This window comes from Pseudomonas sp. GW822-FHT04C11 (genome assembly GCF_058800905.1).
Window position 1 is genome coordinate 85,775 of record NZ_JBXAMS010000005.1, and the last position, 26,828, is coordinate 112,602.

24 protein-coding genes and 1 pseudogene are annotated in these 26,828 nt (G+C 58.5%); 12 read left to right on the forward strand and 13 right to left on the reverse strand.

Features of this window, described 5'->3' with window-relative positions; all coding sequences use genetic code 11:
* Position 1: 1 nt before the first annotated feature.
* The gene (locus AC1RJ3_RS10125) at positions 2-1,627 is read right to left on the reverse strand and encodes a methyl-accepting chemotaxis protein (RefSeq protein WP_493078722.1); all 1,626 of its coding nucleotides are present in this window, start codon (positions 1,625-1,627) and stop codon (positions 2-4) included.
* Between the two features lie 278 nt (positions 1,628-1,905).
* On the opposite strand from AC1RJ3_RS10125, the gene AC1RJ3_RS10130 reads away from it, so the two are divergent.
* The 4 genes from AC1RJ3_RS10130 to AC1RJ3_RS10145 all read left to right on the forward strand — a co-directional run bounded on the left by AC1RJ3_RS10130 (position 1,906) and on the right by AC1RJ3_RS10145 (position 6,635).
* Complete coding sequence (locus AC1RJ3_RS10130; RefSeq protein ID WP_019693178.1) at positions 1,906-2,928, forward strand: transporter; 1,023 nt, start codon at positions 1,906-1,908, stop codon at positions 2,926-2,928.
* A gap of 294 nt (positions 2,929-3,222) precedes the next feature.
* Entirely contained in the window at positions 3,223-4,839 is a 1,617-nt protein-coding gene (locus AC1RJ3_RS10135; RefSeq protein WP_489110913.1) for an inorganic phosphate transporter, read from the forward strand.
* A 210-nt stretch (positions 4,840-5,049) separates the two neighbouring features.
* Entirely contained in the window at positions 5,050-5,916 is an 867-nt protein-coding gene (locus tag AC1RJ3_RS10140) for a phytanoyl-CoA dioxygenase family protein (RefSeq protein ID WP_347927792.1), read from the forward strand.
* Positions 5,913-6,635, forward strand: a complete 723-nt coding sequence (locus AC1RJ3_RS10145; protein WP_103314960.1) for a TylF/MycF/NovP-related O-methyltransferase — start codon at positions 5,913-5,915, stop codon at positions 6,633-6,635. The genes AC1RJ3_RS10140 and AC1RJ3_RS10145 overlap by 4 nt, the downstream gene beginning before the upstream one ends.
* Before the next feature lie 115 nt (positions 6,636-6,750).
* Here AC1RJ3_RS10145 and AC1RJ3_RS10150 read toward each other — a convergent pair whose 3' ends face one another.
* Positions 6,751-7,647, reverse strand: a complete 897-nt coding sequence (locus tag AC1RJ3_RS10150) for a LysR family transcriptional regulator (RefSeq protein WP_493078726.1) — start codon at positions 7,645-7,647, stop codon at positions 6,751-6,753.
* Positions 7,648-7,770: 123 nt separating this feature from the next.
* Between AC1RJ3_RS10150 and AC1RJ3_RS10155 the strand changes: the two genes are divergently transcribed.
* Positions 7,771-8,529: an SDR family NAD(P)-dependent oxidoreductase gene (locus tag AC1RJ3_RS10155; RefSeq protein ID WP_493078728.1), complete on the forward strand. Its 759-nt coding sequence runs from the start codon at positions 7,771-7,773 to the stop codon at positions 8,527-8,529.
* Positions 8,530-8,575: 46 nt separating this feature from the next.
* On the opposite strand, the gene AC1RJ3_RS10160 is transcribed toward AC1RJ3_RS10155, so the two are convergent.
* Positions 8,576-9,013 carry a multidrug/biocide efflux PACE transporter gene (locus AC1RJ3_RS10160; RefSeq protein WP_054593648.1) on the reverse strand — a complete coding sequence of 146 codons (438 nt, stop codon included), beginning with the start codon at positions 9,011-9,013 and terminating at the stop codon, positions 8,576-8,578.
* 89 nt (positions 9,014-9,102) lie between these two features.
* Between AC1RJ3_RS10160 and AC1RJ3_RS10165 the strand changes: the two genes are divergently transcribed.
* The gene (locus AC1RJ3_RS10165; protein ID WP_493078730.1) at positions 9,103-9,957 is read left to right on the forward strand and encodes a LysR family transcriptional regulator; all 855 of its coding nucleotides are present in this window, start codon (positions 9,103-9,105) and stop codon (positions 9,955-9,957) included.
* Between the two features lie 338 nt (positions 9,958-10,295).
* Here the strand turns inward: AC1RJ3_RS10165 and AC1RJ3_RS10170 are convergent, their stop codons facing one another.
* Both AC1RJ3_RS10170 and AC1RJ3_RS10175 read right to left on the reverse strand, forming a co-directional pair.
* Complete coding sequence (locus AC1RJ3_RS10170; RefSeq protein ID WP_493078732.1) at positions 10,296-11,531, reverse strand: RNA polymerase sigma factor; 1,236 nt, start codon at positions 11,529-11,531, stop codon at positions 10,296-10,298.
* A gap of 19 nt (positions 11,532-11,550) precedes the next feature.
* On the reverse strand, positions 11,551-11,898 hold the full coding sequence (locus tag AC1RJ3_RS10175; protein WP_347927799.1) for a YciI family protein: 348 nt from the start codon (positions 11,896-11,898) through the stop codon (positions 11,551-11,553).
* 234 nt (positions 11,899-12,132) lie between these two features.
* Here AC1RJ3_RS10175 and AC1RJ3_RS10180 point away from each other — a divergent pair, with 234 nt between their 5' ends.
* Positions 12,133-12,618 carry a GNAT family N-acetyltransferase gene (locus tag AC1RJ3_RS10180; RefSeq protein WP_493078734.1) on the forward strand — a complete coding sequence of 162 codons (486 nt, stop codon included), beginning with the start codon at positions 12,133-12,135 and terminating at the stop codon, positions 12,616-12,618.
* A 33-nt stretch (positions 12,619-12,651) separates the two neighbouring features.
* Complete coding sequence (locus AC1RJ3_RS10185) at positions 12,652-13,257, forward strand: pyridoxamine 5'-phosphate oxidase family protein (RefSeq protein ID WP_347927801.1); 606 nt, start codon at positions 12,652-12,654, stop codon at positions 13,255-13,257.
* A gap of 86 nt (positions 13,258-13,343) precedes the next feature.
* Here the strand turns inward: AC1RJ3_RS10185 and AC1RJ3_RS10190 are convergent, their stop codons facing one another.
* From AC1RJ3_RS10190 to AC1RJ3_RS10200, 3 genes are all read right to left on the reverse strand, one after another.
* Entirely contained in the window at positions 13,344-13,841 is a 498-nt protein-coding gene (locus tag AC1RJ3_RS10190; RefSeq protein WP_493078736.1) for a GNAT family N-acetyltransferase, read from the reverse strand.
* A gap of 324 nt (positions 13,842-14,165) precedes the next feature.
* Positions 14,166-14,654 carry a GyrI-like domain-containing protein gene (locus tag AC1RJ3_RS10195; RefSeq protein ID WP_054593655.1) on the reverse strand — a complete coding sequence of 163 codons (489 nt, stop codon included), beginning with the start codon at positions 14,652-14,654 and terminating at the stop codon, positions 14,166-14,168.
* Positions 14,655-14,720: 66 nt separating this feature from the next.
* Entirely contained in the window at positions 14,721-15,383 is a 663-nt protein-coding gene (locus tag AC1RJ3_RS10200; RefSeq protein ID WP_347927803.1) for a LysE family translocator, read from the reverse strand.
* 229 nt (positions 15,384-15,612) lie between these two features.
* Here AC1RJ3_RS10200 and alaC point away from each other — a divergent pair, with 229 nt between their 5' ends.
* Positions 15,613-16,818 carry an alanine transaminase gene (alaC, locus tag AC1RJ3_RS10205; RefSeq protein WP_103314971.1) on the forward strand — a complete coding sequence of 402 codons (1,206 nt, stop codon included), beginning with the start codon at positions 15,613-15,615 and terminating at the stop codon, positions 16,816-16,818.
* 92 nt (positions 16,819-16,910) lie between these two features.
* Here the strand turns inward: alaC and AC1RJ3_RS10210 are convergent, their stop codons facing one another.
* From AC1RJ3_RS10210 to AC1RJ3_RS10220, 3 genes are all read right to left on the reverse strand, one after another.
* Positions 16,911-18,611, reverse strand: coding sequence for a glycosyl hydrolase family 18 protein (locus AC1RJ3_RS10210; RefSeq protein ID WP_493078739.1), 1,701 nt, complete (start codon positions 18,609-18,611; stop codon positions 16,911-16,913).
* Positions 18,612-18,833: 222 nt separating this feature from the next.
* Positions 18,834-20,186, reverse strand: coding sequence for a GntP family permease (locus tag AC1RJ3_RS10215; protein WP_054593659.1), 1,353 nt, complete (start codon positions 20,184-20,186; stop codon positions 18,834-18,836).
* Between the two features lie 82 nt (positions 20,187-20,268).
* Complete coding sequence (locus AC1RJ3_RS10220) at positions 20,269-20,802, reverse strand: gluconokinase (protein ID WP_054593660.1); 534 nt, start codon at positions 20,800-20,802, stop codon at positions 20,269-20,271.
* A 215-nt stretch (positions 20,803-21,017) separates the two neighbouring features.
* On the opposite strand from AC1RJ3_RS10220, the gene gntR reads away from it, so the two are divergent.
* From gntR to AC1RJ3_RS10235, 3 genes are all read left to right on the forward strand, one after another.
* Entirely contained in the window at positions 21,018-22,049 is a 1,032-nt protein-coding gene (gene gntR, locus AC1RJ3_RS10225) for an HTH-type transcriptional regulator GntR (protein ID WP_493078742.1), read from the forward strand.
* Between the two features lie 307 nt (positions 22,050-22,356).
* Positions 22,357-23,100, forward strand: a complete 744-nt coding sequence (locus AC1RJ3_RS10230) for an NAD-dependent epimerase/dehydratase family protein (RefSeq protein WP_054593662.1) — start codon at positions 22,357-22,359, stop codon at positions 23,098-23,100.
* A gap of 171 nt (positions 23,101-23,271) precedes the next feature.
* Positions 23,272-25,182: an IucA/IucC family protein gene (locus AC1RJ3_RS10235; RefSeq protein WP_493078745.1), complete on the forward strand. Its 1,911-nt coding sequence runs from the start codon at positions 23,272-23,274 to the stop codon at positions 25,180-25,182.
* Between the two features lie 77 nt (positions 25,183-25,259).
* On the opposite strand, the gene AC1RJ3_RS10240 is transcribed toward AC1RJ3_RS10235, so the two are convergent.
* Together AC1RJ3_RS10240 and AC1RJ3_RS10245 are read right to left on the reverse strand one after the other, a co-directional pair.
* Positions 25,260-25,799 (reverse strand): methyl-accepting chemotaxis protein, encoded by a 540-nt coding sequence (locus AC1RJ3_RS10240; protein ID WP_371917621.1) that lies wholly within the window; start codon positions 25,797-25,799, stop codon positions 25,260-25,262.
* 9 nt (positions 25,800-25,808) lie between these two features.
* Positions 25,809-26,579: pseudogene (locus tag AC1RJ3_RS10245) on the reverse strand (PAS domain-containing protein); the annotation flags it as partial.
* Positions 26,580-26,828: the final 249 nt, after the last annotated feature.

Below are 26,828 nucleotides of genomic sequence, written 5' to 3' on the forward strand. Positions count from 1 at the left end.
GCTAGGCGCCGAGACGCGCCGTCACCGCGTTCAATTGCCCCGACAACCCGTGCAGGTTGTTGCTCGCCGCTTCAGTGCGCTGCACGTTGTCCAGGTTGGTACTGGCGATGCTGGTGATCTCGGTCAGGTTGCGCGAAATGTCTTCGGCCACCGAGGTCTGTTCTTCAGCAGCGGTGGCGATCTGGCGGTTCATGTCGCGAATCGCCTCCACCGATGCAGTAATGCGCTCAAGCATGGCCCCGGCCTGAGTGACCTGCTCGACGCTTTCTTCGCTGCGCGACTGGCCACTTTCAATGGCCTGCGCCGCATCTACCGCACCGGTCTGCACGCTCTGGATGATCTGGTTGATTTCGATGATCGACGCCGCCGTGCGCTGGGCCAGGCTGCGTACTTCATCGGCCACCACAGCAAACCCGCGTCCGGCTTCTCCGGCCCGAGCGGCTTCGATAGCGGCGTTCAATGCCAGCAAGTTGGTTTGCTCGGCGATGCCGCGAATCACTTCCAGCACCTTGCCGATACGCCCGCTATCGGTTTCCAGTTGGCGGATGACCGTCGCGGTGTTGGCGATTTCGCCGCGCATCTGAGTGATGGTGTGAATCGTGCCTTGCATGACCTTCTCGCCCTGTTGTGCCGACTGATCGGCATCATCGGCGGCCCGTGCCGCGTCGGCCGCATGACGAGCGACTTCCTGGGCAGTGGCGGACATTTCGTTCATCGCCGTGGCGACTTGATCCGTGCGATTGAACTGTTCGTTGGTGCCATGGGCCATCAAGGTCGCAATCGAGTTCAGCTCACCGCTGGCGCTGTCCAGATCCGAGGCGCTGCGCTGCAAGCGACTGAAGGTCTCGGCAAGGAAATCGCGCAGCGTGTTGGCAGCCACCGCCAGCTTGCCCAGCTCATCCTGACGATCACTCGCCACCCGCTCGGCAAACCGGCCCTGGCTCAAGTGCGCGACGTATTCGATCAGCTTGCGGATCGGTTCCACCAGATTGCGGTTGACCAGCCACAGGCTGAGCAAGCCAATCAACAGGCCCGAAGCCAGCATCACCAGGATACCCAGCAACACCGTGCGATCGGCGCTGGCGCTGATCAGCGTCGATTGTTCGCGGCCCTGTTTACGCAACTCGTCGACCAGTTCGCTCATCTGCTCGCTCGTGGCGCGGTCCACACCTTTGACCGCGTTATCACCTGCCGAAGGATCACCACCGGCTGCCAGATAAGCCTCTCGACCTTTTTGATACGCGCCGCCAAGCACCCGGTGCGCATCACGCAGGCTTTCAAGGCGGGTTTTAAGTGAGGCGTCGATGCCCGGTTGGCGGGTCAATTCACCGAGGATGTTCTGTACGTCGCCCTGACGGTCCTCGAATTGCTTCCAGTATTTGTCCAGCTCAGCCGGTTGCTTGCCGCGCAACAGGACGTTTTTCCATTCCTGGACCTGAGCCTTGAATTGCAGGTTGGCTTCGTCAATCAGTTGCGAGGTACGTAACGGGCCTTCGATGAGGTTGCGGTAGTTCTGCACCCCGCTGGAGAGTAAGTGAAAACAGGCCAGGGCAATCAGCAACATCGCGATCAGACTGCCGCTCAGCAGTGCCAGGATTTGCGCTCGCAGGGATTTTTGCAAAAACATCGAGTGATACTCATAACAGGGATAAGACTCGCATCGGTAGGGCATGCGAGATGTCCGGACCTCCCTGTCGACAACATGCGGGCCGGACACCAAAGTGCCTGAGCCAACTTAGGCGTCATCGGCGTGTGCCGCGTTTTCTTGAAGCCAATCCGACCACTGGTAAAGGCTCTATTACGCGAGCCACCAAACCGTCACAAAACTGTCAAACCGCGTTGCCATGATGCCGCTCATGTGAGCCTGTGAAACGTACGACAGGCGCCTCCCTTCAGCGAGACTCCATGAACCACAGCATCGATCAACGCCACCGCGATTCTGACCTGTTCGGCCTGCTCTACGGTTTCAGCTTTCGTCCCGGCGAACGCGGTCGCGAGATCGATTCGGCCAAGGCGCTGCAGCTGCTGCAACAACCGGGCGCCGAGGACGAGTTCCTCTGGCTGCACCTGAACCTCGCCCACGCCGCGTGCGAGCGCTGGATGAAAGCGCACCTGGAGTTGCCGGAAGAATTTTTCGAAGCCTTGCATGAAGGCTCGCGCTCGACGCGCATCGAGCACGTCGATTCGGCGCTGCTGGCAGTGGTCAACGACGTGGTGTTCAACCTCAGCAGCATGGTCTCGTCAGACGTCTCGACCCTTTGGGTCTGCGCCCGCAGTCGGTTGATCATCAGCGCACGCCTGCAACCCCTGCACTCGGTGGACAAGCTGCGCTCCTCGGTCAAGGCCGGCGAATGCTTTCGTTCGCCACTGGAACTGCTCGTGCATTTGCTCCGCGACCAGGGCGAAGTGCTGACGCAGATCGTGCGCAAGACCAGCCAGAGTGTCGACCAGATCGAAGACGAGTTGCTGTCATCGCGACTGTCCACCAACCGTGCCGAACTGGGCGCCAATCGTCGAGTGCTGGTGCGTTTGCAACGGCTGCTGGCACTGGAGCCGGGTTCGCTGCTGCGCCTGCTCAACCGTCCGCCGCAATGGTTGCAAAAGGACGACGTCAAGGAGCTGCGCAAATCCACCGAGGAGTTCGCGCTGATCATCAACGACCTCACGGCGCTCGGCGAACGGATCAAGCTGTTGCAGGAAGAGATCGCCGCCAACCTCAACGAGCAAAGCAACCGAACGCTGTTCACCCTGACCGTGGTCACGGTGTTGGCGCTGCCAATCAACATCATTGCCGGTTTCTTCGGCATGAACGTCGGCGGGATTCCCCTTGCCGGCGACCCGGAAGGATTCTGGATTCTGGTGGCACTGGTCGCGACGTTCACGGTACTGGCCGGGCGTTGGGCGTTTCGCAAGCGGGCGGATTATTGATCCAGGTTTCCAGGATTCACAGCCCCATTGTGGCGAGGGGGCTTGCCCCCGCTGGGTTGCGAAGCAACCCTGAAACCTGCCACCTGTTTTCCCCAGACACACCCCATTTACCCAATTTACGACTGCTTCGCAGCCGAACGGGGCGGTGCGGCGTTCCGACAAGCTCCCTCGCCACAGGTTCTCAAGCGAAGCAACAGTTCGGCAATTAACCAAACACTGACCCAAAGCAGTCTCGCTGTAACATTCGGCAACGATCATGACCGGCACTCCTCCCTGACACAGGATTGTCCGGCCATGGCTACGCCTTCCTTGACCGCCGCCTCCAACGCCCCCGCCAGCAGTGCCGGCCCGCAACTCGATAAAAAACCCGGCGTATTTACCGCCGTGGTGTTTTTCGCGGTGCTGGCCATGGGGCTGCTGTTCACCGCCTACAGCCTGATGCACGACATGCATGACCTCGGCACCACGGTGACCACCTGGACGCCGTTTCTGCTGCTGGGTGTGGCGCTGTTGATTGCCTTGGGTTTTGAGTTCGTCAACGGCTTCCACGACACCGCCAACGCCGTGGCAACGGTGATTTACACCCATTCGCTACCGCCGCATTTCGCGGTGGTCTGGTCGGGGATCTTCAACTTTCTCGGGGTGTTGCTGTCCAGCGGCGCCGTAGCCTTCGGCATCATCGCCTTGCTGCCGGTGGAGCTGATTCTGCAAGTCGGTTCAACCGCCGGTTTCTCGATGATCTTCGCCCTGCTGATCGCGGCAATCCTGTGGAACCTCGGCACGTGGTGGTTGGGCTTGCCGGCCTCGTCATCCCACACCTTGATCGGCTCGATCATCGGCGTCGGCGTCGCCAATGCGCTGATGCACGGACGCGACGGCACCAGCGGTGTCGACTGGGCGCAAGCCACCAAGGTCGGTTACGCGTTGCTGCTGTCACCACTGATCGGCTTCGCATTTGCCGCGCTGTTGCTGCTGGCGTTGCGCATCTTCGTCAAACATCGCGCGCTGTACAAAGCCCCCAAAGGCAACACTCCACCACCGTGGTGGATTCGCGGGATGTTGATCCTGACCTGCACCGGCGTGTCCTTCGCCCACGGCTCCAACGATGGCCAAAAAGGCATGGGCCTGATCATGCTGATTCTGGTCGGCACCCTGCCGATGGCCTATGCGCTGAACCGCACCATGCCAGCCGACCAGGCGTTGCAATTCGCCGCCGTGGCCGAAGTGACCCAGCAAGCGTTGGTCAGAAGTGCTCCGCTACCGGCCCCGGCCGACCCGCGCCCCGTGCTGTCCGAATACGTGCGCAGCAAGGAAGCGACACCGCAACTGATCCCTGCCCTCGCCGCCCTGGCGGGCAACATCGGCAACGAAGTGAAAGGTTATGGCTCGCTCGCCAAAGTCCCGGCGCAAGCCATGGGCAACGTGCGTAACGACATGTACCTGACCAGCGAAACCATTCGCCTGATGGACAAGAACAAGGTCGGCGACTTCGATGCCGACACCACGGGCAAACTGCAATTGTTCAAACAGCAGATCGACAACGCCACGCGCTTCATTCCGCTGTGGGTGAAAATCGCCGTCGCGATTGCGCTGGGCCTGGGCACCATGGTCGGCTGGAAGCGCATTGTGGTCACGGTCGGTGAAAAGATCGGCAAGACCCACATGACCTACGCCCAGGGCGCCTCGGCAGAAACCGTGGCGATGCTGACCATTGGCGCGGCGGACATGTTCGGCCTGCCGGTATCGACCACTCACGTGCTGTCCAGCGGCGTGGCCGGGACCATGGTGGCCAACGGCGGCGGCTTGCAGATGAAGACCATCCGCAACCTGCTAATGGCCTGGGTGCTGACCTTGCCGGCGGCGATTCTGCTGTCCGGTAGTCTGTACTGGTTGTTCACCCAACTGTTCTGAACCCGACAACACGTAAAAAAACTCCCGAACCGGGCAATCGGTTCGGGAGTTTTTTTATAAGAGCCATCGGCGGCACGCTCACTCGACAGGCATTTCGTCGCAAAATCAGTGGATTAAGCACTAATTGGTTCAGCACCCGCTGGATCGGGCTTCAGTTTGTTACCTTGGTGCCGACTCTTAAGAGACCCGATGCATTCAGGAGGGGGAACCGTGAATCTGTACATCAATCAGCTTCAGAAGAAAGCTGACTTCAAAAGCGCCATCTACGCTGGCGATATCTTCCTGAACACCCAGCTCAACGCAGCGAAAGAACTCTGTGCTTTCGCTCAGGAAAGCATCACCGCCGCATTTGACGGCGAGACTGACCACCAGGCCCTGCACCGCCTGATGCCGGTGGAAGAGTTCGTGGTGCTGGTGACCCGCCTCAAAGGCCAGTTCACCAATAGCCTGCGGGCCAAAGAATTGATCCGTGGTTTCACCGAAGAAATCGGTGCAGCCCCCGAAGAGTTCATCTTCGACGTGCCGCGGATTCGTGTTGTGCCCAACTACGATTACCTGCATGCCGGCGTCAGCTACGCCTACAAACCCCATCGCGACACCTGGTACGGTGGCGTCGACTGCCAGATCAACACCTGGATGCCGGTTTATACGATCCAGCCGGACCAGACCATGATGATCAACCCGGCGTACTTCGATAAGCCGGTGAAGAACACCTCGGCGCAGTGGAGCCTCTCCGACTGGATCGACGTGCAACGCCAGCGCGCCAAGGACAACGTCAAGGAAGAAGCCCGTCAGCACCCGGTGCCAACCGAGGACATCGACGCGGCGTCCGAGATCCGCATTGCCGGCAACACCGCCGACATGCTGATTTTCTCGGGTTCACACCTGCACGGCACGGTTCCCAATTACACCGAACAAACCCGCTTCAGCGTGGATTTCCGCCTGATGCACCTCGATGACCTGAAGCACAAGCGCGGCGCGATCAACGTCGACAGCGCCTGCCCGGATGTCGGCGCCGGCTTCAAAGACTATTTCCACGCCCACGACTTCTCGAATTTCCAAGGAATCCAATCATGACCAAGCGTCGCATTACGCCTGCCGAGGCCCAATACAACGAAACCCGCGCTGGCGTTCTCAAGCGGGTCGACGCCGAGTACGTGGCCGACGCCCCATACGTGTTCGCCAACCGCATCGGCGTGACCGCTGCGCTGTCGCGCATGGAGCTGTTCAAGAAGGTCGCCGAAATCCCGGGCGCGATCATCGAGTGCGGCGTGTACAAGGGCAACTCGCTGATGCTTTACATGCACCTGTCGATGATCCTGGAACCCTACGCGATCAACCGTTCGATCGTTGGCTTCGACACCTTCGAAGGCTTCCAGAGCATCAACAAGGACGAAGACCCGGCCGACGTCAACGAGACCATGTTCTCCGACACCGACCAGTCGCTGATCCAGGACATGATCGACGCCAACGACCTGCTGCGTCCGGTCAACCGCATCCCGCGTTGCGAACTGGTCAAGGGCGATATCTGCAAGACCGCGCCGGAGTGGGTCAAGACCCGTCCGGACCTGGTCGTGGCGATGCTGATCCTCGACACCGACCTGTATGAGTCGACCAAAGTCGCGCTGGAAACCTTCCTGCCGTACATGCCAAAAGGCGCCATCGTGGTATTGGACGAAGTCGCTTATCGCAACTTCCCGGGCGAAACCAAAGCCCTGCGCGAAGTGTTCGACCTGAACAAGATCGAACTCAAGCGCCTGCCGTTCGACTCCTGCGTGGGTTACTTCCACATCTGACGCATGACCTCGTAGGAGCGGGGGGCGCCTAGCTCTTGCCCGCGATAGAGATTTCACAGTCAACCGTTGCGTTGAATGTGAAATCGCTATCGCGAGCAAGCTCGGCTCCTACAAGTCAGTGGGTTGCCTGGATCACCTGCCCCAGCCAGTCCATGAATGCCCGCACGCGTAATGGCATATGCCGTTGCCGGGCATAGAGCAGCGAAACCTCCATCGACGGTGCGTTGAACTGTGGCAAGACGGCCACCAATTCACCGCTCAGCAGGTACGACTGCATCCCCGTCAGCGGCACCTGGATCAACCCGAAACCACCCAGACACGCGGACTCGTAAGCGTCGGTACTATTGACCGTCACACTGCCGCTCATCGGCATTCGACGCAGCTTGCCTTCCTCCTCGTACACAAAACCTTCCGGGCGCGAACCCAGTACGCCGACGTAATGGACCAGCCGATGCTGCGCCAGGTCTTCGAGCCGCTGCGGCACACCATAGCGCTGCAGATAGGCCGGGCTGGCGCAGTTGACCATGGCAAAGTCGCACAGGTGACGAGCGACCACCGTTTGATCCGGTTGCGCGCCGACCCGCAGCACGCAATCAAACCCTTCGCCGAGCAAATCGACCCGGCGGTCGGTGCTGCTGATTTCCAGTTCCAGATGAGGGTGCCGAGCCATGAACTCCGGCAGGCGCGGCATCACCACCCGACGGGCCAGAATGTTCGGCATATCGATGCGAATCCGCCCGGTCAGCGAGGCTTCGTCCTGGCGAAACAGCCCTTCGATTTCATCCATGTGCGACAGCAAATCCTTGCTGCGCTCGTACAAGACCAGCCCGTCCTGAGTTGCCTGAACCTTGCGCGTGGTGCGTTGCAGCAGGCGTGTACCGAGCAGGGCTTCCAGGGCCTGGACGTGTTCGGAAACAGTAGAACGGGGCAAGCCGAGGCTTTCGCCCGCGAGGGTGAAACTCGACATTTCACTGACCCGGACGAAGGTGCGCAACAGTTCCAGTTTGTTCATGGGGGGGCCACTCTTTATTGTTCGGTTATTCCGACCAGTGATTCCGATTACAGCCTGTTTATCACCACAATACGGATAAATAAACTTTCTCCCATCATCACTCACTGCTCTGGAGAACGTCCCATGAACCGCAAAATCGCATTGATCACCGGCGCCAGCCGTGGCCTTGGCAAAAGCACCGCCCTGCATCTGGTGACTCAGGGCATCGACATTATCGGCACCTACAACAGCCGCGCCGATGAAGCCCAGGCGCTGGTCGCACAGATCGAAAGCCTTGGTGGTCGCGCCGCCATGCTGCAACTCGACGTCGGCCGGAGTGAAGGTTTCGGCGCGTTCGCCGCAGAGGTCGGGAAGGTCCTGAAAAATCACTTCGATTGCCAGCACTTCGACTTTCTGATCAACAACGCCGGGGTCGGCGTGCACGCGAACTTCGCCAACACCACCGTCGAGCAGTTCGATCTGCTGATGAACATTCACCTGAAGGGGCCGTTTTTCCTGACCCAGAACCTGCTGCCGCTGCTGAATGACGGTGGCCGGATCATCAATATTTCCAGTGGCCTGACCCGCTTCAGCCTGCCGGGTTACGGCGCCTATGCAGCGATGAAAGGGGCGATGGAAGTGCTGACGCGCTACCAGGCCAAGGAACTCGGCGCGCGCAACATCGCGGTGAACATCCTGGCACCGGGCGCCATCGAAACCGACTTCGGCGGCGGTGCGGTGCGCGATAACGCGGACATCAATCAACTGGTGGCCAGCAATACGGCGCTGGGTCGCGCCGGCAAACCTGACGACATTGGCGCCGCCATTGCCCTACTGCTGGCGCCGGGTGGCCAATGGATCAATGGGCAGCGGGTCGAAGCGTCGGGCGGGATGTTTTTGTAATCAGGATTAAAAGATCGTCCGGACGCGGTTCGGACGATCCTGGCTTTTATCCCTCGCAAGACTCGCGCATTACCAGTCGCTCACGCACCACGTCATACGCCCAGTGGTAGAGGTAGGTGTACGGCAGGAAAAACAGCAACACGCCGATGTCCAGAATCAACGCCTGCAACAGGCTGACGTTCAGCCACCAGGCAATCAGCGGCACGCTGACCGCCACCAGCCCCCCTTCGAACAGCAAAGCGTGCACGACTCGGGTAGCGGCGCTGTGGGTAAGCGCCAGATGCTTGAGCAGACGGTCGAACAAACCGTTGAACAACACGTTCCAGGCCAAGGCGATCAGACCGATAGCAATGGTCACGGCGCCCATCTCGAGCATCGGCTTGTCCATCAGCCACGCCAGCAATGGTGTACACAGCATGACCGCCAGCAGCTCGAAGCCAATGGCCTGAAAAACACGTTCGGTAAAGGATTTGTTGGTGCTCATCATCAAGCTCCCTGGGTGAATGTGGTTGCCATCATCTACCACCACACCGATACTTCATAACTAGTAACCATCGATCAAGGCGATAGTTCATGGCCTCACATGAAGTGCTGCTGGCGTTTGTCCAGGCAGCGACCCAAGGCTCGTTTTCTGCGGCGGCGCGAAAACTCGGCAAGAGCCAGTCGACCATCAGCGCGGCGGTTGCCAGCCTGGAAATCGACCTGAACGTGACACTCTTCGATCGCAGCAGCCGCAAGCCCAGACTGACCTCGGCCGGGCATGTCATGCTGCAACGCGCCGAAGACATTCTGGCCGCCACCAGCCGCCTGGAAATGACCGCCGCGCAACTGTCCCAAGGCGTTGAGGCGAAGCTGACGGTGGCGATTTCCGACACCTACCAGTCCGATCGTTTTGAAGCCGCGTTGAGTGACTTCGAGCAGCGCTACCCGGACCTGGAACTCGAATGCCTGATAGCCGAGTGCGACGATTTGATCGCCCTGGTGCAACGCGGGCGCGCGCATATCGCCTTCGCCGAAATGCAGTCCGACTACCCGGCCGACCTGAACAGTGTGACGGTCGACGAGCGCACGGAAATTGCCTTGTTCGTGTCGACCGAACATCCGCTGGCGGCGCTGCAAAAAGTCGATAAGGAAACGTTGCAGCAGCACCGTGAATTGCGCCTGGCAACCATCATCAATCCCTACGAAACCCGTGCCCAAGGCCGAGTCTGGTCGGCGCCCAGTTACCTGATGCTGCTGGAAATGGCCCAAGGCGGTTTTGGTTGGGCGCCTTTGCCGCGCTGGTTGGTCGGGCGTTTTGGAGCGGGCTCGTTACAGGAACTCAAGGTCCGCGGTTGGCCGAAACCGGTGTCGGTCGACGCCCTTTGGTCACGCCTGCATCCGCCTGGGCCGGCGGGGAGCTGGTTGCTGGCAAAGATGCTGGAGTGAAACAGGGTGTTGGGCGCCCCCGTACCCGAATCCTCATCCATATCCGTAACCTGCATCCCGTATCCGTAATCTGCATCCCGTATCCGTAGCAGCTGCCGAGCCCGCGAGGCTGCGTTCGAGGACGAAGTCCTCGCAAATCCTGCGCACGCGGTTTGCCTGGAAGAACGCGTTGCCTGATTCACGACCGCTTCGCGGCCGAACGCAGCCTCGCGGGCTCGGCAGCTGCTACGGATACGGGATACGGATGCGGATGCGGATGCCGATGCGAATGCCGATGCGGGATACGAATACGGATGCGGGATCGGATACAGATACGGATGAGGTATGCGGTGCAGCCATCATTTGAGCTCACTCAACCGCCGCTCGATAAACCGTCGCTCCGGCGCTTGCCGAGTCAATTCAAGGGCGCGCAAATAAGCCGCCCTTGCCTCTTCAACACGTCCCAGTTGCCGACAGAACTCGGCGCGCGCCGAATGGGCCAGGTGATAGTCAAGCAGCTCGCCTCGCTGCAGAATCCCTTCGACCAGCGTCAACCCCGCCAGCGGCCCATCGCGCCGGGACAGCGCCGCCGCGCGATTGAGTTCAATCACCGGCGAAGGCTGCACTCGCAGCAACACGTCATACAGCCCGACAATCTGCGGCCAATCGGTTTGCTCGGCCGTTACGGCTTCGGCATGCACTGCCGAGATCGCGGCTTGCAGGCAATAAGGTCCAAAGCCACGCGTGCTCAACGCGCGCTCGATCAAGGCACAGCCTTCGGCAATCATCTGGGTATTCCACAGCGAACGATCCTGCTCATCAAGCACGATCAACTCACCCGACGCCGAGGTTCTGGCCGGGCGTCGCGATTCATTGAGCAGCATCAGCGCCAGCAGCCCCATCACTTCTGCTTCCGGTAACAGCTCCATCAACAAGCGGCCGAGACGGATTGCTTCGCGGGTCAGGTCTTCGCGGGTCAGCTCACTGCCGACCGACGCCGAATACCCTTCGTTGAACACCAGGTAAATCACCCGCAATACGCTGTCGAGGCGCTCGGGCAATTCGGCAACGGAAGGCACTTGATAGGGGATTTTCGCGTCACGGATTTTGCTTTTGGCACGCACGATGCGCTGAGCGATGGTGGACGGTGCAACGAGAAACGCCCGGGCGATTTCCTCAGTGGTCAGGTCGCAGACTTCGCGCAGCGTCAACGGCACCTGCGCATCCGCCGCGAGGGCCGGGTGGCAGCAGGTGAAGATCAGCCGCAAGCGATCGTCTTCCACATCCTCAGCACTCCAGTCGGTCTCTTCGAGCTCTTCCAGTTGCGCCACCAACGCCGCTTGGGAGGCGGCAAATCGTGTCCGACGACGCAAACCGTCAATGGCCTTGAAACGCCCGGTCGACACCAGCCAGGCGCGTGGATTATCGGGCACGCCATCGCGCTGCCAGCGTTCGACTGCGACAAAGAAGGCTTCATGCAAAGCCTCTTCGGCAAGGTCGAAATCCCCCAGCAAGCGAATCAACGTGGCGAGGATGCGCCGCGATTCGTTGCGATAAACCGCCTCGACCAGCGCCTTGACCGACTCGCCCGGCATCAGTTTGCCATGCCTGTAATCACCCTAGGTTCAACTCACGGACGGGTCGTACTTCAACGCTGCCGACCCGAGCTGCCGGGATGTTGCCGGCGACCTGAATGGCCTCGTTCAGGTCCTTCGCATCGATCAGGTAAAAACCGGCCAGTTGCTCCTTGGTTTCGGCGAACGGGCCATCGGTGATCGACAGCTTGCCGCCGCGCATACGCACCGTGGTGGCGGTCTGAACGGATTCCAGCGCCTCGGCGGCGAGCATCCGGCCGCTGCCCTGAACCGACTCGGCGTAGGCTATGCACTCGGCGTCGTGGGGACTGTCGGGCGAGGTATGCAGGAGCTGTTCGTCGCTGTAGACCAGGCATAGGTATTTCATAAGACTCTCCGTCATCAGGCTGATCAACTATGGCTGCAGATTGAGTATTTGGCGAAAATCCCGACGATCAGGGTGGCCGCTTGAACAGCGTCTGAACATCAGTGTGCTTTTTGTGTGAAGACACTCTTAGTCGTCTGGCGACGAGCCAAATCGACCGCTCAAATAAAATAAATGTCGAAGAGACAAACTGGCTAAAATCCGCAGTTCACCTTTGTCGGACCACGGACACCGCCAGTGACGACCCAACTCGTTCCCTACGAACAGCTGACACCCTTTCAATGCCAGCAACTGGAAGCCATTGAGATCCCTGACCGGCAGAAGCAATTCTCCGGCGATATCGACATGGCCCTGCACACCTTGTTGTCAGCACCGCGTGACGGCATCAAGGGCTTTGCCCTGCTCGTCGATGAGATTCCGGTAGCGTTCCTGCTGCTCAAGCGTCCACCGTTCCTGCCGCACTGGGCTCATGAAGACACCGCGACCCTGCACGCGCTACAGGTCGATCACCGTCACCAGGGCAAGGGTTATGGCAGCGCACTCCTGCAGGCCCTGCCACTCGCTGCGCGCCAGGCCTGGCCAGAAATCAAGGGGCTGGAGCTGTCGGTGGATGCACACAACGAATCGGCGCTCGGGCTCTACCTCAAGCAAGGCTGGGTCGATAGCGGCAACGCCTACAAAGGCCGGATCGGCTATGAGCGGCGCATGGCCCTGGCGTTCTGAACACCCGATAACCTTTCATGGATGAAGTGCACAATGCTGACCACTATCGAACAACTTGAAGCGATTTACGGCCGCCCTCACGACCGCGCCGTGCGCAAGGAAATCCCCTTTCTCAACCTCGATTACCAGGCGATGGTGCGCGCCTCGCCGCTGGTCATCCTGAGCTCGGTCGGCCCCGATGGCATGGACGGTTCACCGCGTGGCGATACACCCGGTTTTGTGCGGATCATCGATGAACGAACCCTGGCGATTCCCGACCGTCCGGGTAATAACCGCATAGACACCTTGCGCAATATCGTCCTCGATTCGCGGATCTCGTTGCTGTTCATCATTCCGGGAATTGGCGAGACATTGCGGGTCAATGGCCGCGCGCGGATCAGCGCCGAGCCCGCTCTGCTGGAAAGCTTTGCGGTGAACGGCAAACCGCCGCGCACGGTGATTCTGGTGGAGGTCGAAGCCGCCTATTTCCACTGCTCCAAGGCTATCGTCCGCTCTGATTTGTGGAACCCGGAAAAGTACCTGGAGCGCTCGGCCCTGCCCACCGCAGGCGCCTTTCACAAGCGCCTGAATGACGGCCAGTTCGATGCCGAGGCGTATGATCGAGAAGCCCCTGTCAGGCTGCACGACAGCCTTTATTGAGAATCGCCATCTCCAACGTCGAGGCTCCTACAGGGGATATGAGGCGTTGGCAGAACGGGCGCTCGGCGCAAAATCTGTAGTGGACGTTACAGATCCAGCGCCATTTCATGCCAGGCCATGCCGCCGTGGTCGGATGCGGACACGTTGAGGTAGGCGAAACCAAACCCGGCATACAGCGGTATGTGCCGCTCCTTGCACATCAGGTTGATGCGGATTTTGCCCAAATCACGCATGCGGACAATGAACTCGCTCATCAAGCGCTTCGCCAATCCCAGCCCTTGAAAGTCCGGGTGTACCACCACCGACATGATCACCACCTGCGGGCCATCCGGGTCATGGCCGATCATTTCCTTGAAGGCCTCATCCGCCATTTCCACCTGATACGCCGCCCCCGAATTGATAAACCCGGCGACGACACCGTCGACCTCGGCCACGATAAAACCTTGCGGCCAGGTGGCAATGCGCGTGGCGATTTTCTCGCGCGTGGCCGCTTCATCACCTTCATACGCTTCGATTTCGATGGCGAAACAGCGATCCAGATCAGCCGGCGTGACCTGGCGAATGACAGTCGTGGGGGAGTTCATGGCGTGGCCCGATCAGCGAAAAAGAGGGAGCGAATCATAAATTAATAAGGTCTGCATATCGATCATCGGCACGCCCGTAAAGCCTTCGTATAGCGGCTTTCTTTCGCGCAAGGTTCGGGCTATTGCTTGTCCCTGTCTTTCGCCATGAAGAGGGAAACTCACCATGACTAGCGTTCAGGTCGGTCTTCTTATGCTGTTCACTATCAGTGCTTTTGGCTTTATCACGCTGACGATCGATGTGTTGCGAGCGCGGCGAATCAGCAAAGATAAATAGTGCAGATGCCGAGTGGCGGCGGCGCTTGAGTGCGCCGCCTCTCAACCCGTTCAGGCCGTTTTGAGCGGGACCCAGATTTCCAGCACGCCGGTATTGAGCTTCGGGTTGAAGTCGTCACTGTAGCGCTCGAACTCCGGGGCATCGGCGGCCTCGTAACCCGACGTTGGCAACCAGGTTTTCCAGATGTACTGAAAGGTTTGCGGCAGGGTGTCCAGCGCACCTTCGTGCTTGAACACCGCATAGTGCTGAGGCTGTATTTCGATCCAGCGGTAGAGTTCTGGCAGGTCATCGAGCTTGCTGATTTCGACACCGGCGATGTACTCAAATCCACCTTTACCGTCCGGATTGCAGCAGACGCCGTAGGTTACCTCCCCAATCTGCCCAGGAACGTTACCGATGTGCGGTACGAATTTCTCCCAGAGCTTGGGAATGCCTTCGGTGGTGTCCGCGCTAAACCGCCCACCAAGTCCTGCGATCAGCAGAAAATGCCCCGCTTCGAAGCGCGGCTCAGCGACTGCGCCCTTTTTTGGATCATCCATGAATCAACTCCTGCAACTGAAGGTGGGTTCGGCTGCAAGTATAGAAGCCAAACCGGATTCCCCCAGTCAAAGGCCCGGAAGTTCTGCAACAGCCGCCGGAAGGATAAACTCCTGATAGCCAGAAACGATCACGTAGACCGCGAAATAACAGAAGATCGCAGCAGATGCGAGGTAAGAGTAGCGCAGCAGCTTGTCACCCAAGAGTTTGCCGCCCTGGGTCGCCGCCAGGCACAGGGCAACGCACCACAGCAGCCCGGCGCAAAAGAACCCTGCCAGAAACAGTGCGGCATTGCTCAGGCTACCGCCCCCGGAACGGGCAATCAGCGTACCGCCGACGGCAGCGAACCAGAGAATCGCGCTAGGTGACGACATTGCCAGAAAAATCCCACGGAAAAACTCCCGCCGATGGGAACCGGCACTGACCTCACCGGCCTCTGCCAATACGGCGCTGTGATAAATCGCCGAGTGAATCATCTTCGCCGCGAAGTACAGCAGCAATGCCGAACCACCGACCCACAGCACCCAGCGCACTGCCGAGTACTGCAACAGTACCGTCATGCCGGCCAGCGCCAGCACCGCGTATACCAGGTCGCCGACACAGGTGCCGAGCCCCAACGCAAAACCCTGAAAATACCCGCGCTGCATGGCCAGTGTGATCATCGCAATGTTGGCCACGCCGATGTCCAGGCACAAAGAAAGGCTCAGTAAAAAGCCGCTGGAAAACTCCATTTTTCATCTCGTTTAAAGGTGGTAGTTGAGTAAATTCAAACTTCTGCAAGAAGCATGCGCACGCGGGTTGAGAGTGAAAACTTGCGCATGCGATCAACCGCGTGGTGAAAAATAGTTGAACCTCGCCACTAGACAATCGGCCATCAGCGCCCTTATCTTCCGCCACAGGCCACCGCAGTGGCCAGCGTCGCTCGGACGGTTCCGGGCGCTTACGTTACTCGAGGCAACAATGGCCGAACAAGGTTCGCCGCGCCGCTTTGCGCGCATAGATCGACTCCCCCCTTACGTATTCAATATCACTGCCGAGCTGAAGATGGCCGCCCGTCGTCGTGGCGAAGACATCATCGATTTGAGCATGGGTAACCCTGACGGCCCGACTCCACCGCACATCGTCGAAAAACTGGTGACCGTTGCCCAGCGCGAAGACACCCACGGCTACTCCACCTCCAAGGGGATTCCGCGTCTGCGCCGGGCGATTTCCAATTGGTACAAGGATCGCTACCAAGTTGATATCGACCCGGAAAGCGAAGCCATTGTCACCATCGGCTCGAAGGAAGGCCTCGCGCACTTGATGCTCGCCACCCTCGACCAGGGCGACACGGTGTTGGTGCCGAACCCGAGCTACCCGATCCACATCTACGGCGCAGTGATTGCCGGCGCACAAGTGCGCTCGGTGCCGCTGATCCCCGGCGTGGACTTTTTCGCCGAGCTGGAGCGGGCCATTCGCGGCTCGATTCCGAAGCCGAAGATGATGATTCTCGGCTTCCCGTCCAACCCGACCGCGCAGTGCGTCGAACTGGATTTCTTCGAGCGGGTGATCGCCCTCGCCAAGCAGTACGACGTGCTGGTGGTGCATGACCTGGCCTACGCCGACATTGTCTACGACGGCTGGAAAGCCCCGTCGATCATGCAGGTGCCGGGCGCCAAGGACATCGCGGTGGAGTTTTTCACCCTGTCCAAGAGCTACAACATGGCCGGCTGGCGGATCGGTTTCATGGTCGGCAACCCGGAACTGGTCAACGCTCTGGCACGGATCAAGAGTTACCACGACTACGGCACCTTCACCCCGCTGCAAGTGGCGGCCATCGCCGCGCTGGAAGGTGATCAGCAGTGCGTCAAAGACATCGCCGAGCAGTATCGGCAACGGCGCAACGTGCTGGTCAAAGGCCTGCATGAACTGGGCTGGATGGTCGAAAACCCGAAAGCCTCGATGTACGTCTGGGCCAAGATTCCAGAAGCCTATGCGCATATGGGTTCGCTGGAGTTCGCCAAGAAACTGCTGGCCGAAGCCAAGGTCTGCGTATCGCCGGGCGTGGGCTTTGGTGAATACGGGGATGATCATGTGCGCTTTGCCCTGATCGAAAACCAGGACCGGATTCGTCAGGCGGTCCGCGGGATTCGCGGGATGTTCCGGGCGGATGCGGCGGCGGGTTGATCCCTGCGTTTAAGCCAGTAGAACGAAGAATGCCCCTGTGAGTGTATTGCGCTCACAGGGGCATTTTCGTATCGGGAAGTTGATCGCTAGCGTTATGGCTGTAACGTAGTCGCGCCTTTGTAGTAGAAAGGTTTCATGTCGATAACCTCCTCCAGTAACGTACAGCCGACCCCTTCACGCGCAGCGTTGTTCATCAGACCTGGGTCATGATCAATCATCCAGCTGAATAGCCCCCCAAGCTTATGCTCCACCACGTATTCACCTTTCAATTTTACGGTTCGAGGCGTATCCAGTGACATAAATACTTTGGTTGTTCGATTATAGAGAAAGTCTGCGTTTGCTCTTTCATCGGTATACAAGATAAAGCCATTCCGGGGTTCGCGCGTCTCCAGATCAAGATAGTGTTTCAACATACCAGGCATTTCTGTCACGCCAGGCTCAAAACATCCAGGTGTCGAATTAGAAACATCGTCGCTTCCCGGGCGTTGCTCGTATTTCCCCACCAGTGGTGACACGCTTGTCAGTTCAGCTTGCTGAGCATTTCGACTGTAGTTGGCGTACCCGACATAAATCATATTGGAGGGCACGCCAAGTCCCAATAGGTACTGCACCGCCGCATCAACAGAGTTCTCGTTAATGTCATCAGGGTCACTGCGATATAGATTGCAATGGTGCTGAAGCTGTGTCGCCCAAGGCGTACCAAAAAAGTCATAAGCCATGACGTTAACACCATCAAGGCCTGCCTTAATAAGCGCCGGAATACTGGATTTGGCCAATTTGGCCGGGGCAGCAATCGAAGCAATGCTTATTTTTACCGCAGGCAACCTGGCCTTCAACTCTCGTATCAATTCAGCAAAGTAAGCCGCATCATCGTCATCGTAGGGATTACCCAACCAAGTATCACTCGGCCCAGGTTTATTACCTTCCACCCCTGGATATTCCCAATCGATATCAATGCTTGTGAACATGGGAAATGTTGTGAAAATAGTCGCAATTGAATCAATAAAAATCTTTCTTTTTGCAGGGTCTCGCTCGCGCGCGACGGCATAAAAGGCATAGCTCATAGACCAACCGCCAAGGCTCAGGGAAAGCTCCAGGCCAGGATTAGACTGATAAATTTGAAGCAAAGCCCCCAGCACACCTTGCGCTTTTTCGGGTCGATAAAGATCTGAATAGTCTTCGCTGGCATACCCTGGGAAATTGCAGTTGATATAGGCTGCTAGATCATTCCAGGGATCAATAAACCTCACATGCCCACTCCATTGTGCTTCGGCTGCCTCCAATTCAGCCTCCGTCGGCTCGCCGGGGATTGCTGGCGGACTCACAAGCCCCCAGAGGACTAGAGAGTTGTAGATCGGAATCCGATTAACACCTTTGTCCCCCACAATGGCTAAAAAACCGAGAATCAATTTGTGGAAGGTCCCGGTTTTGCCCAGGAATCTCGTCAAGTTGGTTCCACGTCCTCCCCTGGCGTAGCTCGGGTCAGGTTCACCAGGTCCATTGCCATAACGGGTATCGCCAATCAACCAATCGCCACTATAACCAAAACACTTAAAGCCATTGTCTGCGTACTTATTGAACACATATTTTGTCGTACGATCTGGCCCCGGGGCATAGGACAACTGATCGTCTCGCGTGGCGGGATCAAATTTATTGACCGCATAGGTTTTTTCGGCCGCGCCCTCCGCCCATACAACACCGTTGACTAAAGTGCCTGGATCGGTGTCATTGATAAGCTCGCTCACTGTGACTTTTCGGTTTGCCTGCGTTGCACCTGGTTCTTTAGCGGTCATGATTTTTTCTCCCTGCACGCATAAATGAGTCACGAATTCATGAGCAACTTTTACGCGCGGCTCAACACAGCGCCTACCTGTCAAAGTTGACAGTGCCGACGAGTGGTATTCAGGGATTGAGGATCGCAAAGAAGAAAGCCGCGACAAGGATTGAATATCCTCTCGCGGCTCAGATGACTCTGTAAGTCCGGCACCCGCACAACGTGCAGGCACCGCGATAAATCAAACCACCAGCGACAACAACAAAATAAAGCCCAGCGCAACGACGGACAGGATGGTTTCCATCGCGGTCCAGGTCTTGAAGGTTTCGGCCACGGTCATGTTGAAGTACTGCTTGACCAGCCAGAAGCCGGCGTCGTTGACGTGCGACAGGATCAACGAACCCGCGCCGGTGGCCAGCACCAGCAACTCGCGGTTCACGCCCGGAATCATCCCCACCACCGGCACCACAATGCCTGCACCGGTAATGGTCGCCACGGTCGCGGAACCGGTCGCCACGCGGATCACCGCCGCGACCAGCCAGGCCAGCAGGATCGGCGAAATCTGCGCGCTCACCGCCATGTGGCCGATCACATCGCCCACACCGCTGGTCACCAGCATCTGCTTGAAGCCACCACCGGCACCGATGATCAGAATGATCGCCGCGGTCGGCGCCAGGCTGGCGTCGAGCAGTTTGAGGATCTGTTTGGAACCGATGCCCTGACGATGCCCGAAGGTGTACAGCGACAGCAGCAGCGCCAGCAGCAACGCCGAGATCGGGTGGCCGATCATGTCCATCCAGGTGCGGAAGAAATGCCCGTCCGGCAGTGCGATGTCGGCAAAGGTTTTCAGCAGCATCAGAAACACCGGCAACAGCACGGTGATCAGCGTGATGCTGAAGCTCGGCAAGGTGCTGGAGTGCGGCTCGCGAGCCAGTTGATCCACCAGTTCCTGGTTAGGATGGCCGGGGATGTACTTGGCGATGAACGTGCCGTAGATCGGACCGGCAATGATCGCGGTCGGCAGGGCAACGATCAGACCGTAGAGAATGGTTTTACCGATGTCCGCACCGAACACCCCGATGGCCAGCAATGGTCCCGGATGCGGCGGAACCAGACCGTGCACGGCAGACAGACCGGCCAGCAACGGGATACCGATCTTGATGATTGAAACGCCGGTGCGCCGGGCAACGATGAACACCAGCGGGATCAGCAGTACAAAGCCGATTTCGAAGAACAACGGGATACCGACCAGGAAGGCCGCAAACATCATGGCCCATTGCACGCGCTCTTTGCCGAACGCGCGAATCAGGGTCTGGGCGATCTGATCCGCCCCACCCGACTCGGCCATCATTTTGCCAAGCATGGTGCCCAACGCAAGGATGATCCCGACAAACCCGAGTACCCCACCAAAACCGTCCTGGAACGCCTTGATGATGGTGCCAATCGGCATGCCCGAGGTCAGCCCGAGAAAAGCCGCAGCGATGATTAATGCAATGAAAGGATGAAGCTTGAACTTGGTGATCAGGACGATTAATCCAATCACGGTGATCACTGCATCAAGCAGCAAAAACGACTCGTGGGACATGCCAAACATGGGGGGTATCTCCTGTTTGTTGTTGTTATTGAAGCGGGTTATTCAGAAGCCGTCAGGACAGCGCTATCTCTTGCAACAACACTCAGCCGGCGAGTTTCAAACCATGACTGAGCCACCAGGCGTGAGCCTGCCGGGCGAGTTCATCGACGTTGTGCTTCGAGGCATCGAGCGCCAGGGTCAGTGGCTCGCCAACGGGGGATTCAAGGGTCGCGAACTGGCTGGCGATCAAGGTCGACGGCATGAAATGCCCCGGACGATGAGCCACGCGGTCGGCGGCGACTTCAGGGGTCAACTCGAGGAACACAAAACCCAGGCCCGGCAAGGCGCTGCGCAAGCGTTCACGGTAACTGTGTTTGAGCGCCGAGCAGGTCAACACCGGGCGTGCGCCCGAGGCATCGACGCGACGCAACTCCTCGCACAGGCTGTCGAGCCAGCCGGCACGATCGTCGTCGTTGAGGGGAATACCCGCGCTCATCTTTTCGATATTGGCGGCAGGGTGAAAGGTATCGCCTTCAATGCCGGTTGCACCGCTCAGCTGGCACAGGGCCTCGCTGACGCTGGACTTGCCGCAGCCGGCCACGCCCATGATGACCAGGGCGGTGATGGGTTGACTCATGTAACACCTCAGCGCGCAGACAGCGCTACCTTTGCTACGTGAAACTCTAGTGCAAAAGCAGGCATTGCCGACGCCTTCTTGTCATTTTTATGGGTTGCAGCACGTTCTTTCCCAACGCCAAACAACAGGGATCAGGCAATCCCTGCTCAAGCATTTGCAGCCGCATCGAGACAGCGCTACCTTAGTGCCTTGAATTTTGTTTGGCAAGCTGCCCGATGACCTCCACTAAAAACGATAAAAATACTCGCACCACCGGCCGCCCTACCCTCAACGAAGTCGCCCGTCTGGCAGGCGTGAGTCCAATCACCGCGTCCAGGGCCTTGCGCGGCATCAGCACCGTCGCCACCGAACTGGTGGAAAAGGTCCAGCAGGCCGCGCTCGAACTGAACTACGTGGTCAACCCCGCTGCCCGCGCCCTGGCCTCGGCCCAGAGCCATTCGGTGGTGGTGCTGGTACCGTCGCTGTCGAACCTGCTGTTCATCGAAACCCTTGAAGCCATCCATCAGGTGCTGCGTCCCAAAGGCTTCGAAGTGCTGATCGGCAACTATCACTATTCCCGTGATGAAGAAGAAAACCTGCTGCGCAACTACATGGCCTATCAGCCAAGAGGGTTGCTGCTGACCGGTTTCGATCGCACCGAAAGTGCCCGCCGGATGATCGAAACCAGCAATATCCCCTGCGTCTACATGATGGACCTGGACCCGGGCGCCGGCCTGAACTGCGTCGGCTTCTCGCAATTGAGTGCCGGCGAAACCGCCGCACAACACTTGATCTCCCGCGGTCGGCGACACCTCGCCTACATTGGCGCACAGCTCGACCAACGCACCTTGCTGCGCGGCGAAGGCTTCCGGCGCGCCTTGCAGCAAGCCGGCCTGTACGACCCGGACCTTGAGTTGCTGACACCGCGTCCCTCTTCGGTGGGCCTTGGTGGCGAATTATTCCTGCAGCTGATGGCCAGCCATCCGCAGGTCGACGCGATTTTCTTCGGCAACGACGACCTGGCCCATGGAGCCCTGCTCGAAGCCATGCGTCACGGGATCAAGATCCCCGAACAAGTCGCCGTCCTCGGCTTCAACGACCTGCCGGCCTCGGCGCACATGGTGCCGCGCCTGAGCAGCATCAGCACCCCGCGTGAAGCCATCGGCCGGCGCGCCGCCGAACACATGCTGGCGTTGATGGCCGGCAACTCGGTGGCCAATCCGGTGGTCGATATGGGGTTTGAATTAAAGGTTCGCGAGAGTACCTGAGCCCGACAGCTCTACGTGCAAATGTGAGCGTTGCCCTTGACCCCGCTGCGTCGAGGGCAGCCGGCCAAACGTTGAAACATCATTATCCGGCACACCCGCGATCCACGCTTGATGCCGGCGATCAAAAACTGCCTTGCCGCCCATCCAAAAGGAGACGGTCCGGCGCTTGTGATGAATGCAGGGCACGCCAACCTCGATGAAGTGTGGGTAATGACCACCGACCTCACTATCGAGTATTTAAGATCGCCCAATGCAGGGGGGGCTGATAGATTCCAGACGCTCGCCTCCTCCCCAGAAAGAGACAGACATGAACGGACTCAAGGTACTGCTGACCGGCGCCTGCGGCAGAATTGGCAAAACTTTTTTCGAGGCTTCGAAAGACCGCTACACCTTCACCCTCACCGACCGGGTCGAGCCCGGCTTCACGGTCAACGCGCCACATCGGTTTTTCTGCCTCGACCTGAGTGACGCGGCAGCCGTCAGTGCCGCGCTCGAAGGCATCGACGTCATCGTGCACCTGGCCGGCATTCCTCACGCCACGGCATCGTTCGACGAGTTGTTACCCAACAACATCCTGGCCACCACGTATCTGTTTGAGGCCTCGGTGGCGGCCGGTTGCAAGCGGTTGGTGTTCGCCAGCAGTGCGCAAACCATCGAAGGTTACCCGGTGGACCGGCAGATCACACCGGGCATGCCCGTCATGCCGGCCAATCTCTACGGTGTCAGCAAATGTTATGGCGAAGCCCTGTGTGCTTTCTATTCGGCCAAGCGTGGTCTGTCGACTATCGCGCTGCGCATTGGCGCATTCGAGTTCCCGGATCGTCATGAACTGACCAATGCCCGGGACCTGAGTGCATGGCTCAGCCCCCGCGACGCGGTGCAGTTACTCCAGCGCTCGGTGGAGGTTGAAGGTGTGCAGTACCTGATCGGCCACGGGATTTCCAATAATCGCTTCAAGCGTCTGGACCTGAGCGAAACCACGCGGGTGCTTGGCTATGAACCAGTAGATGATGCATTCCAGCTGTTTGACATCCCCATCGCGCCCCTCTGAGTACCTCGCCCGACAATGAGCGAAATGCCTCGCGCAAACCGCTCTCGGACCTTCCCGCCAACAGCATCGGATGCGTCCCACAGATTTGTCGGAAACGCTTGCCATCGTTTTTTTTGCGCGTGCCGTAGCCTGTTTGGAGCTGCTTTTAACCGCCCCAAGGAGTCTTATGTCATGCACACGGACCCGCAAAAACAGCAAGGGTTACTCTCACGCTGGAGCGAAGCCCTGGCGACCGAGGCGTTCACGTCTCGCCGGATAAGCCTCGGCCATCTGTCCGATACACTCGAGTTCAGCACCCGCGCAAGCTTTCAGCGCTTATTGCAGGCGCTGCTGCGCGAAGGCCTGCTGAATCCAAAAAGCCTGAAAGCCGAAGGCTCGGTGCATTGGCTTACGCTGCTCGATGGTGCCCGGTTGTGTTTCGAAGGGCTTATCCCGGCGCGGATGAACAGTTGGGACCTACAGGGCGACATCACGCTGCATCGCTCTGAATGCCCAGCACAAAAACTGCTGTTTCCTTCACAGTTGCTAAACCTGCTCTGCACGCAACTTGAGCCTTTACCGTCACCCGAAGTCCTCGTTCGCCTGTGCGAGGAGCTTGATGACAGCTTCTGCAACGCCACCTTGTGCCAGGCCTTTCACCACGGCTGGAGCCGGCAACTGCGTGAACAGTTCAAGCTCGCCGATGACGATAATCTGCTGACCTGGCTCAAGAGCAACACCGCCCACCCGAACCCGACATCGGTGCTTGAACAGTGGGGCACGCTGGGTCATCCCTGGCACCCGAACTACAAGACCAAGCTTGGCTTGGGCACCACGGAGGTCATTGCTCTATCACCGGAATTCGAAGCCTGCGTGCCAGTCGTCCTGTGCGCCTTGCACCGGCAATGGACTCACGTCGAATCGTTGATCGGACCTGAGCATTACCGCGGCTGGTGGCAAGGGCATTTCCCGCTCGCGGCCGAACAATTGATCCAGCACCTTCTAACCCAAGGTCTCGACCCGGATGACTACCTGCCCATCCCCGTCCATCCGTGGCAAGCCGCAGAGGAACTACCGCGCTCGTTTGCTCGCGAAATTGCCGACCGCGTGCTGGTCGTGACCACCATCATTGCGTTCAACGGTCAGCCGACCATGTCGTTTCGCACCCTGGCGCCCAACGCAAACCGCTGTTCACCGATGGTCAAGCTTCCGGTGGCGCTACGACTGACCAGCGTGCAGCGCACCCTTTCGCCACGCTCTGCGCGGATGGGGCCAAGGGTTAGCGGATTGTTGCTGCAAATACTCAAGCAGGAGACGCAGATTCGAGCCGTGTTGAACATCGTGCCGGAACGTATTGGCGTGCATTACTCGCCGCAACCGGCAGATGATCAACGCTCCCGGCACCTGGCGGTGCTTTACCGGGACAACCCGTCAAGCGTGTTGCAGCCGGGCGAGATGGCCGTTCCCGTTGGCAGCCTGTTTGCCCTGGATGAACACGGACAACCGTTACTGCGCCAGTGGGTCCGGTTGGCCCAAGGAGGCGACGGCAGACCGGAACTGCTGCGTTTTTGCCGTGACTATCTATCGATCGCCGTTCCCGGATTGCTCGGTCTGTACCTGATCTACGGGGTCGCCTTCGAGGCACACCAGCAGAACAGCTTCATGGTCATGAGTGCCGAGGGACAGTTAAGCCGACTGCTGGTACGTGACTTCGGCGACATTCGGATTCACCGCCAGACTTTGCACCGGCAAGGCCTAGACCTTCAGTTGCATGACCCGCAGATGACGCTGTATGACGATGCGGACTTCGTGCGCGACAAACTCTTGCACACCACCTTCATGTGCCATCTCGGTGAGCTGGTTCTGCTCTGCGCCCGGCATTGGAAGATGCCGGAAGATGCACTTTGGAATGAGTTGGCCATTCAGGTCAGCGACTGCTTTGACCACCTGCGCGAACGGGTCGAGCCTCAACGCTGGGCAATCGAGCGTCTGGCCTTGCTGAAACAGGACTGGCCGGCCAAATCGTTCATGCGCATGCGCTTGCTCGACAGTGCGCTCGATATCGTCGGTCGCCTGAGCAACCCGCTTCGCGTGCACTCTTAAATAGTCGCTGGAACGACAAAAAGGATTCTCGATCAAGTAATGACACTTGATCGAAATCCTTTTAGTTGCATGACGTTTTAACCAAGTTGCAATGTCGAGTTGAATTGACTGATGGCGTCCACCACATGCCGTGAACCCTGTTGAATTTCCAGGATCACCTCGCCCGCTTCATTGGCCAGTTCCACACCAAGTCCAGTACGACTCAAACTTGATTGCATGCTCGACACTGCACTCAAGGACAAGTCGTGGTTCTTGCGCACTACTTCCACAATTTCCACGGTTGCGTGGCTGGTTCGTGCCGCCAGGCTACGCACCTCGTCGGCAACCACCGCAAATCCTCGCCCATGTTCGCCGGCCCGCGCAGCCTCGATTGCGGCGTTGAGTGCCAGCAGATTGGTCTGATCGGCGATACCGCGAATGGTCTGAACAATGGTGCCGATGATATCGGACTGTTTGCTCACCGCATCGATGCTGAGGGCCGCTTCGTTGAGATCCCTGGAGATCTCTTCGATGATCTGCACGGTTTGCTGCACCACCTGCGAACCTTTCTGGGCGCACGCGTCGTTTTGCACCGAGGTTGAATGGGCCGACTCGGCGGCAGTCTGCAACGTGGTCATTTGCCGGGTGATGTCGCTGGCGAACTTGACCACTTTGTACAAGCGGCCCTTGGTGTCGAAGATCGGGTTGTACGAAGCTTCGAGATAGACCATGCGACCGTGTTTGTCGACCCGTTCAAACCGACGCGAATGGAATTCACCTCGGTTGAGCGAAGCCCAGAATGCCTTGTAGGCCGCCGACTCGCTCTCCGAGCGATGACAGAACAGGCTGTGGTGCTGACCCACTACTTCGTTAAGTGAATAGTGCATGGTCTGCAAAAAGTTATCGTTGGCAGTAATCACCCTGCCATCGGGGGAGAATTCGATCACCGCCATGGCACGGCCCAAGGCATTCACTACGCTCTGGTTTTCATGCTCTTTATTGATTCGGGCCGTGATGTCCGAGGCCACCTTGATCACGCTTCGTACGTGCCGGTCAGTCCCGATCACCGGCATATAACTGGCCTCAAGCCAGACTTCCTTGCCACTCTTGTTCATGCGCAAGAAGGTGCCACTGTTTGATTCGCCACGACCCAATTCACGCCAGAAGCGCTGGTAATCTTCGCTTTTGGCGTAATCCTCTTCACAAAAAATCCGGTGATGCTTGCCGCGTAACTCCTCGATGGAATAGCCGACGGCCTTACAAAAGTTTTCGTTGGCCTCGAGGATCACACCGGTGGGGTCAAACTCGATCATTGCCATGCAGCGGCTGATCGCCGCCAACTTGGCATTGGCCTCGGTCAATGCGCAGCTAAATCGCTCTATCTCAAGCAAGTCAGACTTGTGGTGTCGATTGAACATGGTGGTATCACCTTCAGCGCTGTCTTTTGATGAACGGAAGTTCCTAGTCTTTCACTGGACTTACGACGACTTTCCACAGAACAGGCAAACGCATCCTCAGACGAAGGATAAGAGTCAGGTGATCAATGATGATTAATCGGAGTGTCCATAACGCAACGCTCTTATCAAGCCATCCTTTTCTTGACGCCCCGTGCAGGGGCCAACCCAACATTCACAAGTAATTCCCTCTAAGAAACACTCCTTTTCACC

Bases quoted from the DNA above. Each gene is read 5' to 3' on its own strand.
- AC1RJ3_RS10125 (WP_493078722.1), bottom strand. From the start codon at position 1,627: ATGTTTTTGCAAAAATCCCTGCGAGCGCAAATCCTGGCACTGCTGAGC.
- AC1RJ3_RS10130 (WP_019693178.1), top strand. From the start codon at position 1,906: ATGAACCACAGCATCGATCAACGCCACCGCGATTCTGACCTGTTCGGC.
- AC1RJ3_RS10135 (WP_489110913.1), top strand. From the start codon at position 3,223: ATGGCTACGCCTTCCTTGACCGCCGCCTCCAACGCCCCCGCCAGCAGT.
- AC1RJ3_RS10145 (WP_103314960.1), top strand. From the start codon at position 5,913: ATGACCAAGCGTCGCATTACGCCTGCCGAGGCCCAATACAACGAAACC.
- AC1RJ3_RS10150 (WP_493078726.1), bottom strand. From the start codon at position 7,647: ATGAACAAACTGGAACTGTTGCGCACCTTCGTCCGGGTCAGTGAAATG.
- AC1RJ3_RS10155 (WP_493078728.1), top strand. From the start codon at position 7,771: ATGAACCGCAAAATCGCATTGATCACCGGCGCCAGCCGTGGCCTTGGC.
- AC1RJ3_RS10160 (WP_054593648.1), bottom strand. From the start codon at position 9,013: ATGAGCACCAACAAATCCTTTACCGAACGTGTTTTTCAGGCCATTGGC.
- AC1RJ3_RS10165 (WP_493078730.1), top strand. From the start codon at position 9,103: ATGGCCTCACATGAAGTGCTGCTGGCGTTTGTCCAGGCAGCGACCCAA.
- AC1RJ3_RS10170 (WP_493078732.1), bottom strand. From the start codon at position 11,531: ATGCCGGGCGAGTCGGTCAAGGCGCTGGTCGAGGCGGTTTATCGCAAC.
- AC1RJ3_RS10175 (WP_347927799.1), bottom strand. From the start codon at position 11,898: ATGAAATACCTATGCCTGGTCTACAGCGACGAACAGCTCCTGCATACC.
- AC1RJ3_RS10185 (WP_347927801.1), top strand. From the start codon at position 12,652: ATGCTGACCACTATCGAACAACTTGAAGCGATTTACGGCCGCCCTCAC.
- AC1RJ3_RS10190 (WP_493078736.1), bottom strand. From the start codon at position 13,841: ATGAACTCCCCCACGACTGTCATTCGCCAGGTCACGCCGGCTGATCTG.
- AC1RJ3_RS10195 (WP_054593655.1), bottom strand. From the start codon at position 14,654: ATGGATGATCCAAAAAAGGGCGCAGTCGCTGAGCCGCGCTTCGAAGCG.
- AC1RJ3_RS10200 (WP_347927803.1), bottom strand. From the start codon at position 15,383: ATGGAGTTTTCCAGCGGCTTTTTACTGAGCCTTTCTTTGTGCCTGGAC.
- alaC (WP_103314971.1), top strand. From the start codon at position 15,613: ATGGCCGAACAAGGTTCGCCGCGCCGCTTTGCGCGCATAGATCGACTC.
- AC1RJ3_RS10210 (WP_493078739.1), bottom strand. From the start codon at position 18,611: ATGACCGCTAAAGAACCAGGTGCAACGCAGGCAAACCGAAAAGTCACA.
- AC1RJ3_RS10215 (WP_054593659.1), bottom strand. From the start codon at position 20,186: ATGTTTGGCATGTCCCACGAGTCGTTTTTGCTGCTTGATGCAGTGATC.
- AC1RJ3_RS10220 (WP_054593660.1), bottom strand. From the start codon at position 20,802: ATGAGTCAACCCATCACCGCCCTGGTCATCATGGGCGTGGCCGGCTGC.
- gntR (WP_493078742.1), top strand. From the start codon at position 21,018: ATGACCTCCACTAAAAACGATAAAAATACTCGCACCACCGGCCGCCCT.
- AC1RJ3_RS10230 (WP_054593662.1), top strand. From the start codon at position 22,357: ATGAACGGACTCAAGGTACTGCTGACCGGCGCCTGCGGCAGAATTGGC.
- AC1RJ3_RS10235 (WP_493078745.1), top strand. From the start codon at position 23,272: ATGCACACGGACCCGCAAAAACAGCAAGGGTTACTCTCACGCTGGAGC.
- AC1RJ3_RS10240 (WP_371917621.1), bottom strand. From the start codon at position 25,799: ATGACCACGTTGCAGACTGCCGCCGAGTCGGCCCATTCAACCTCGGTG.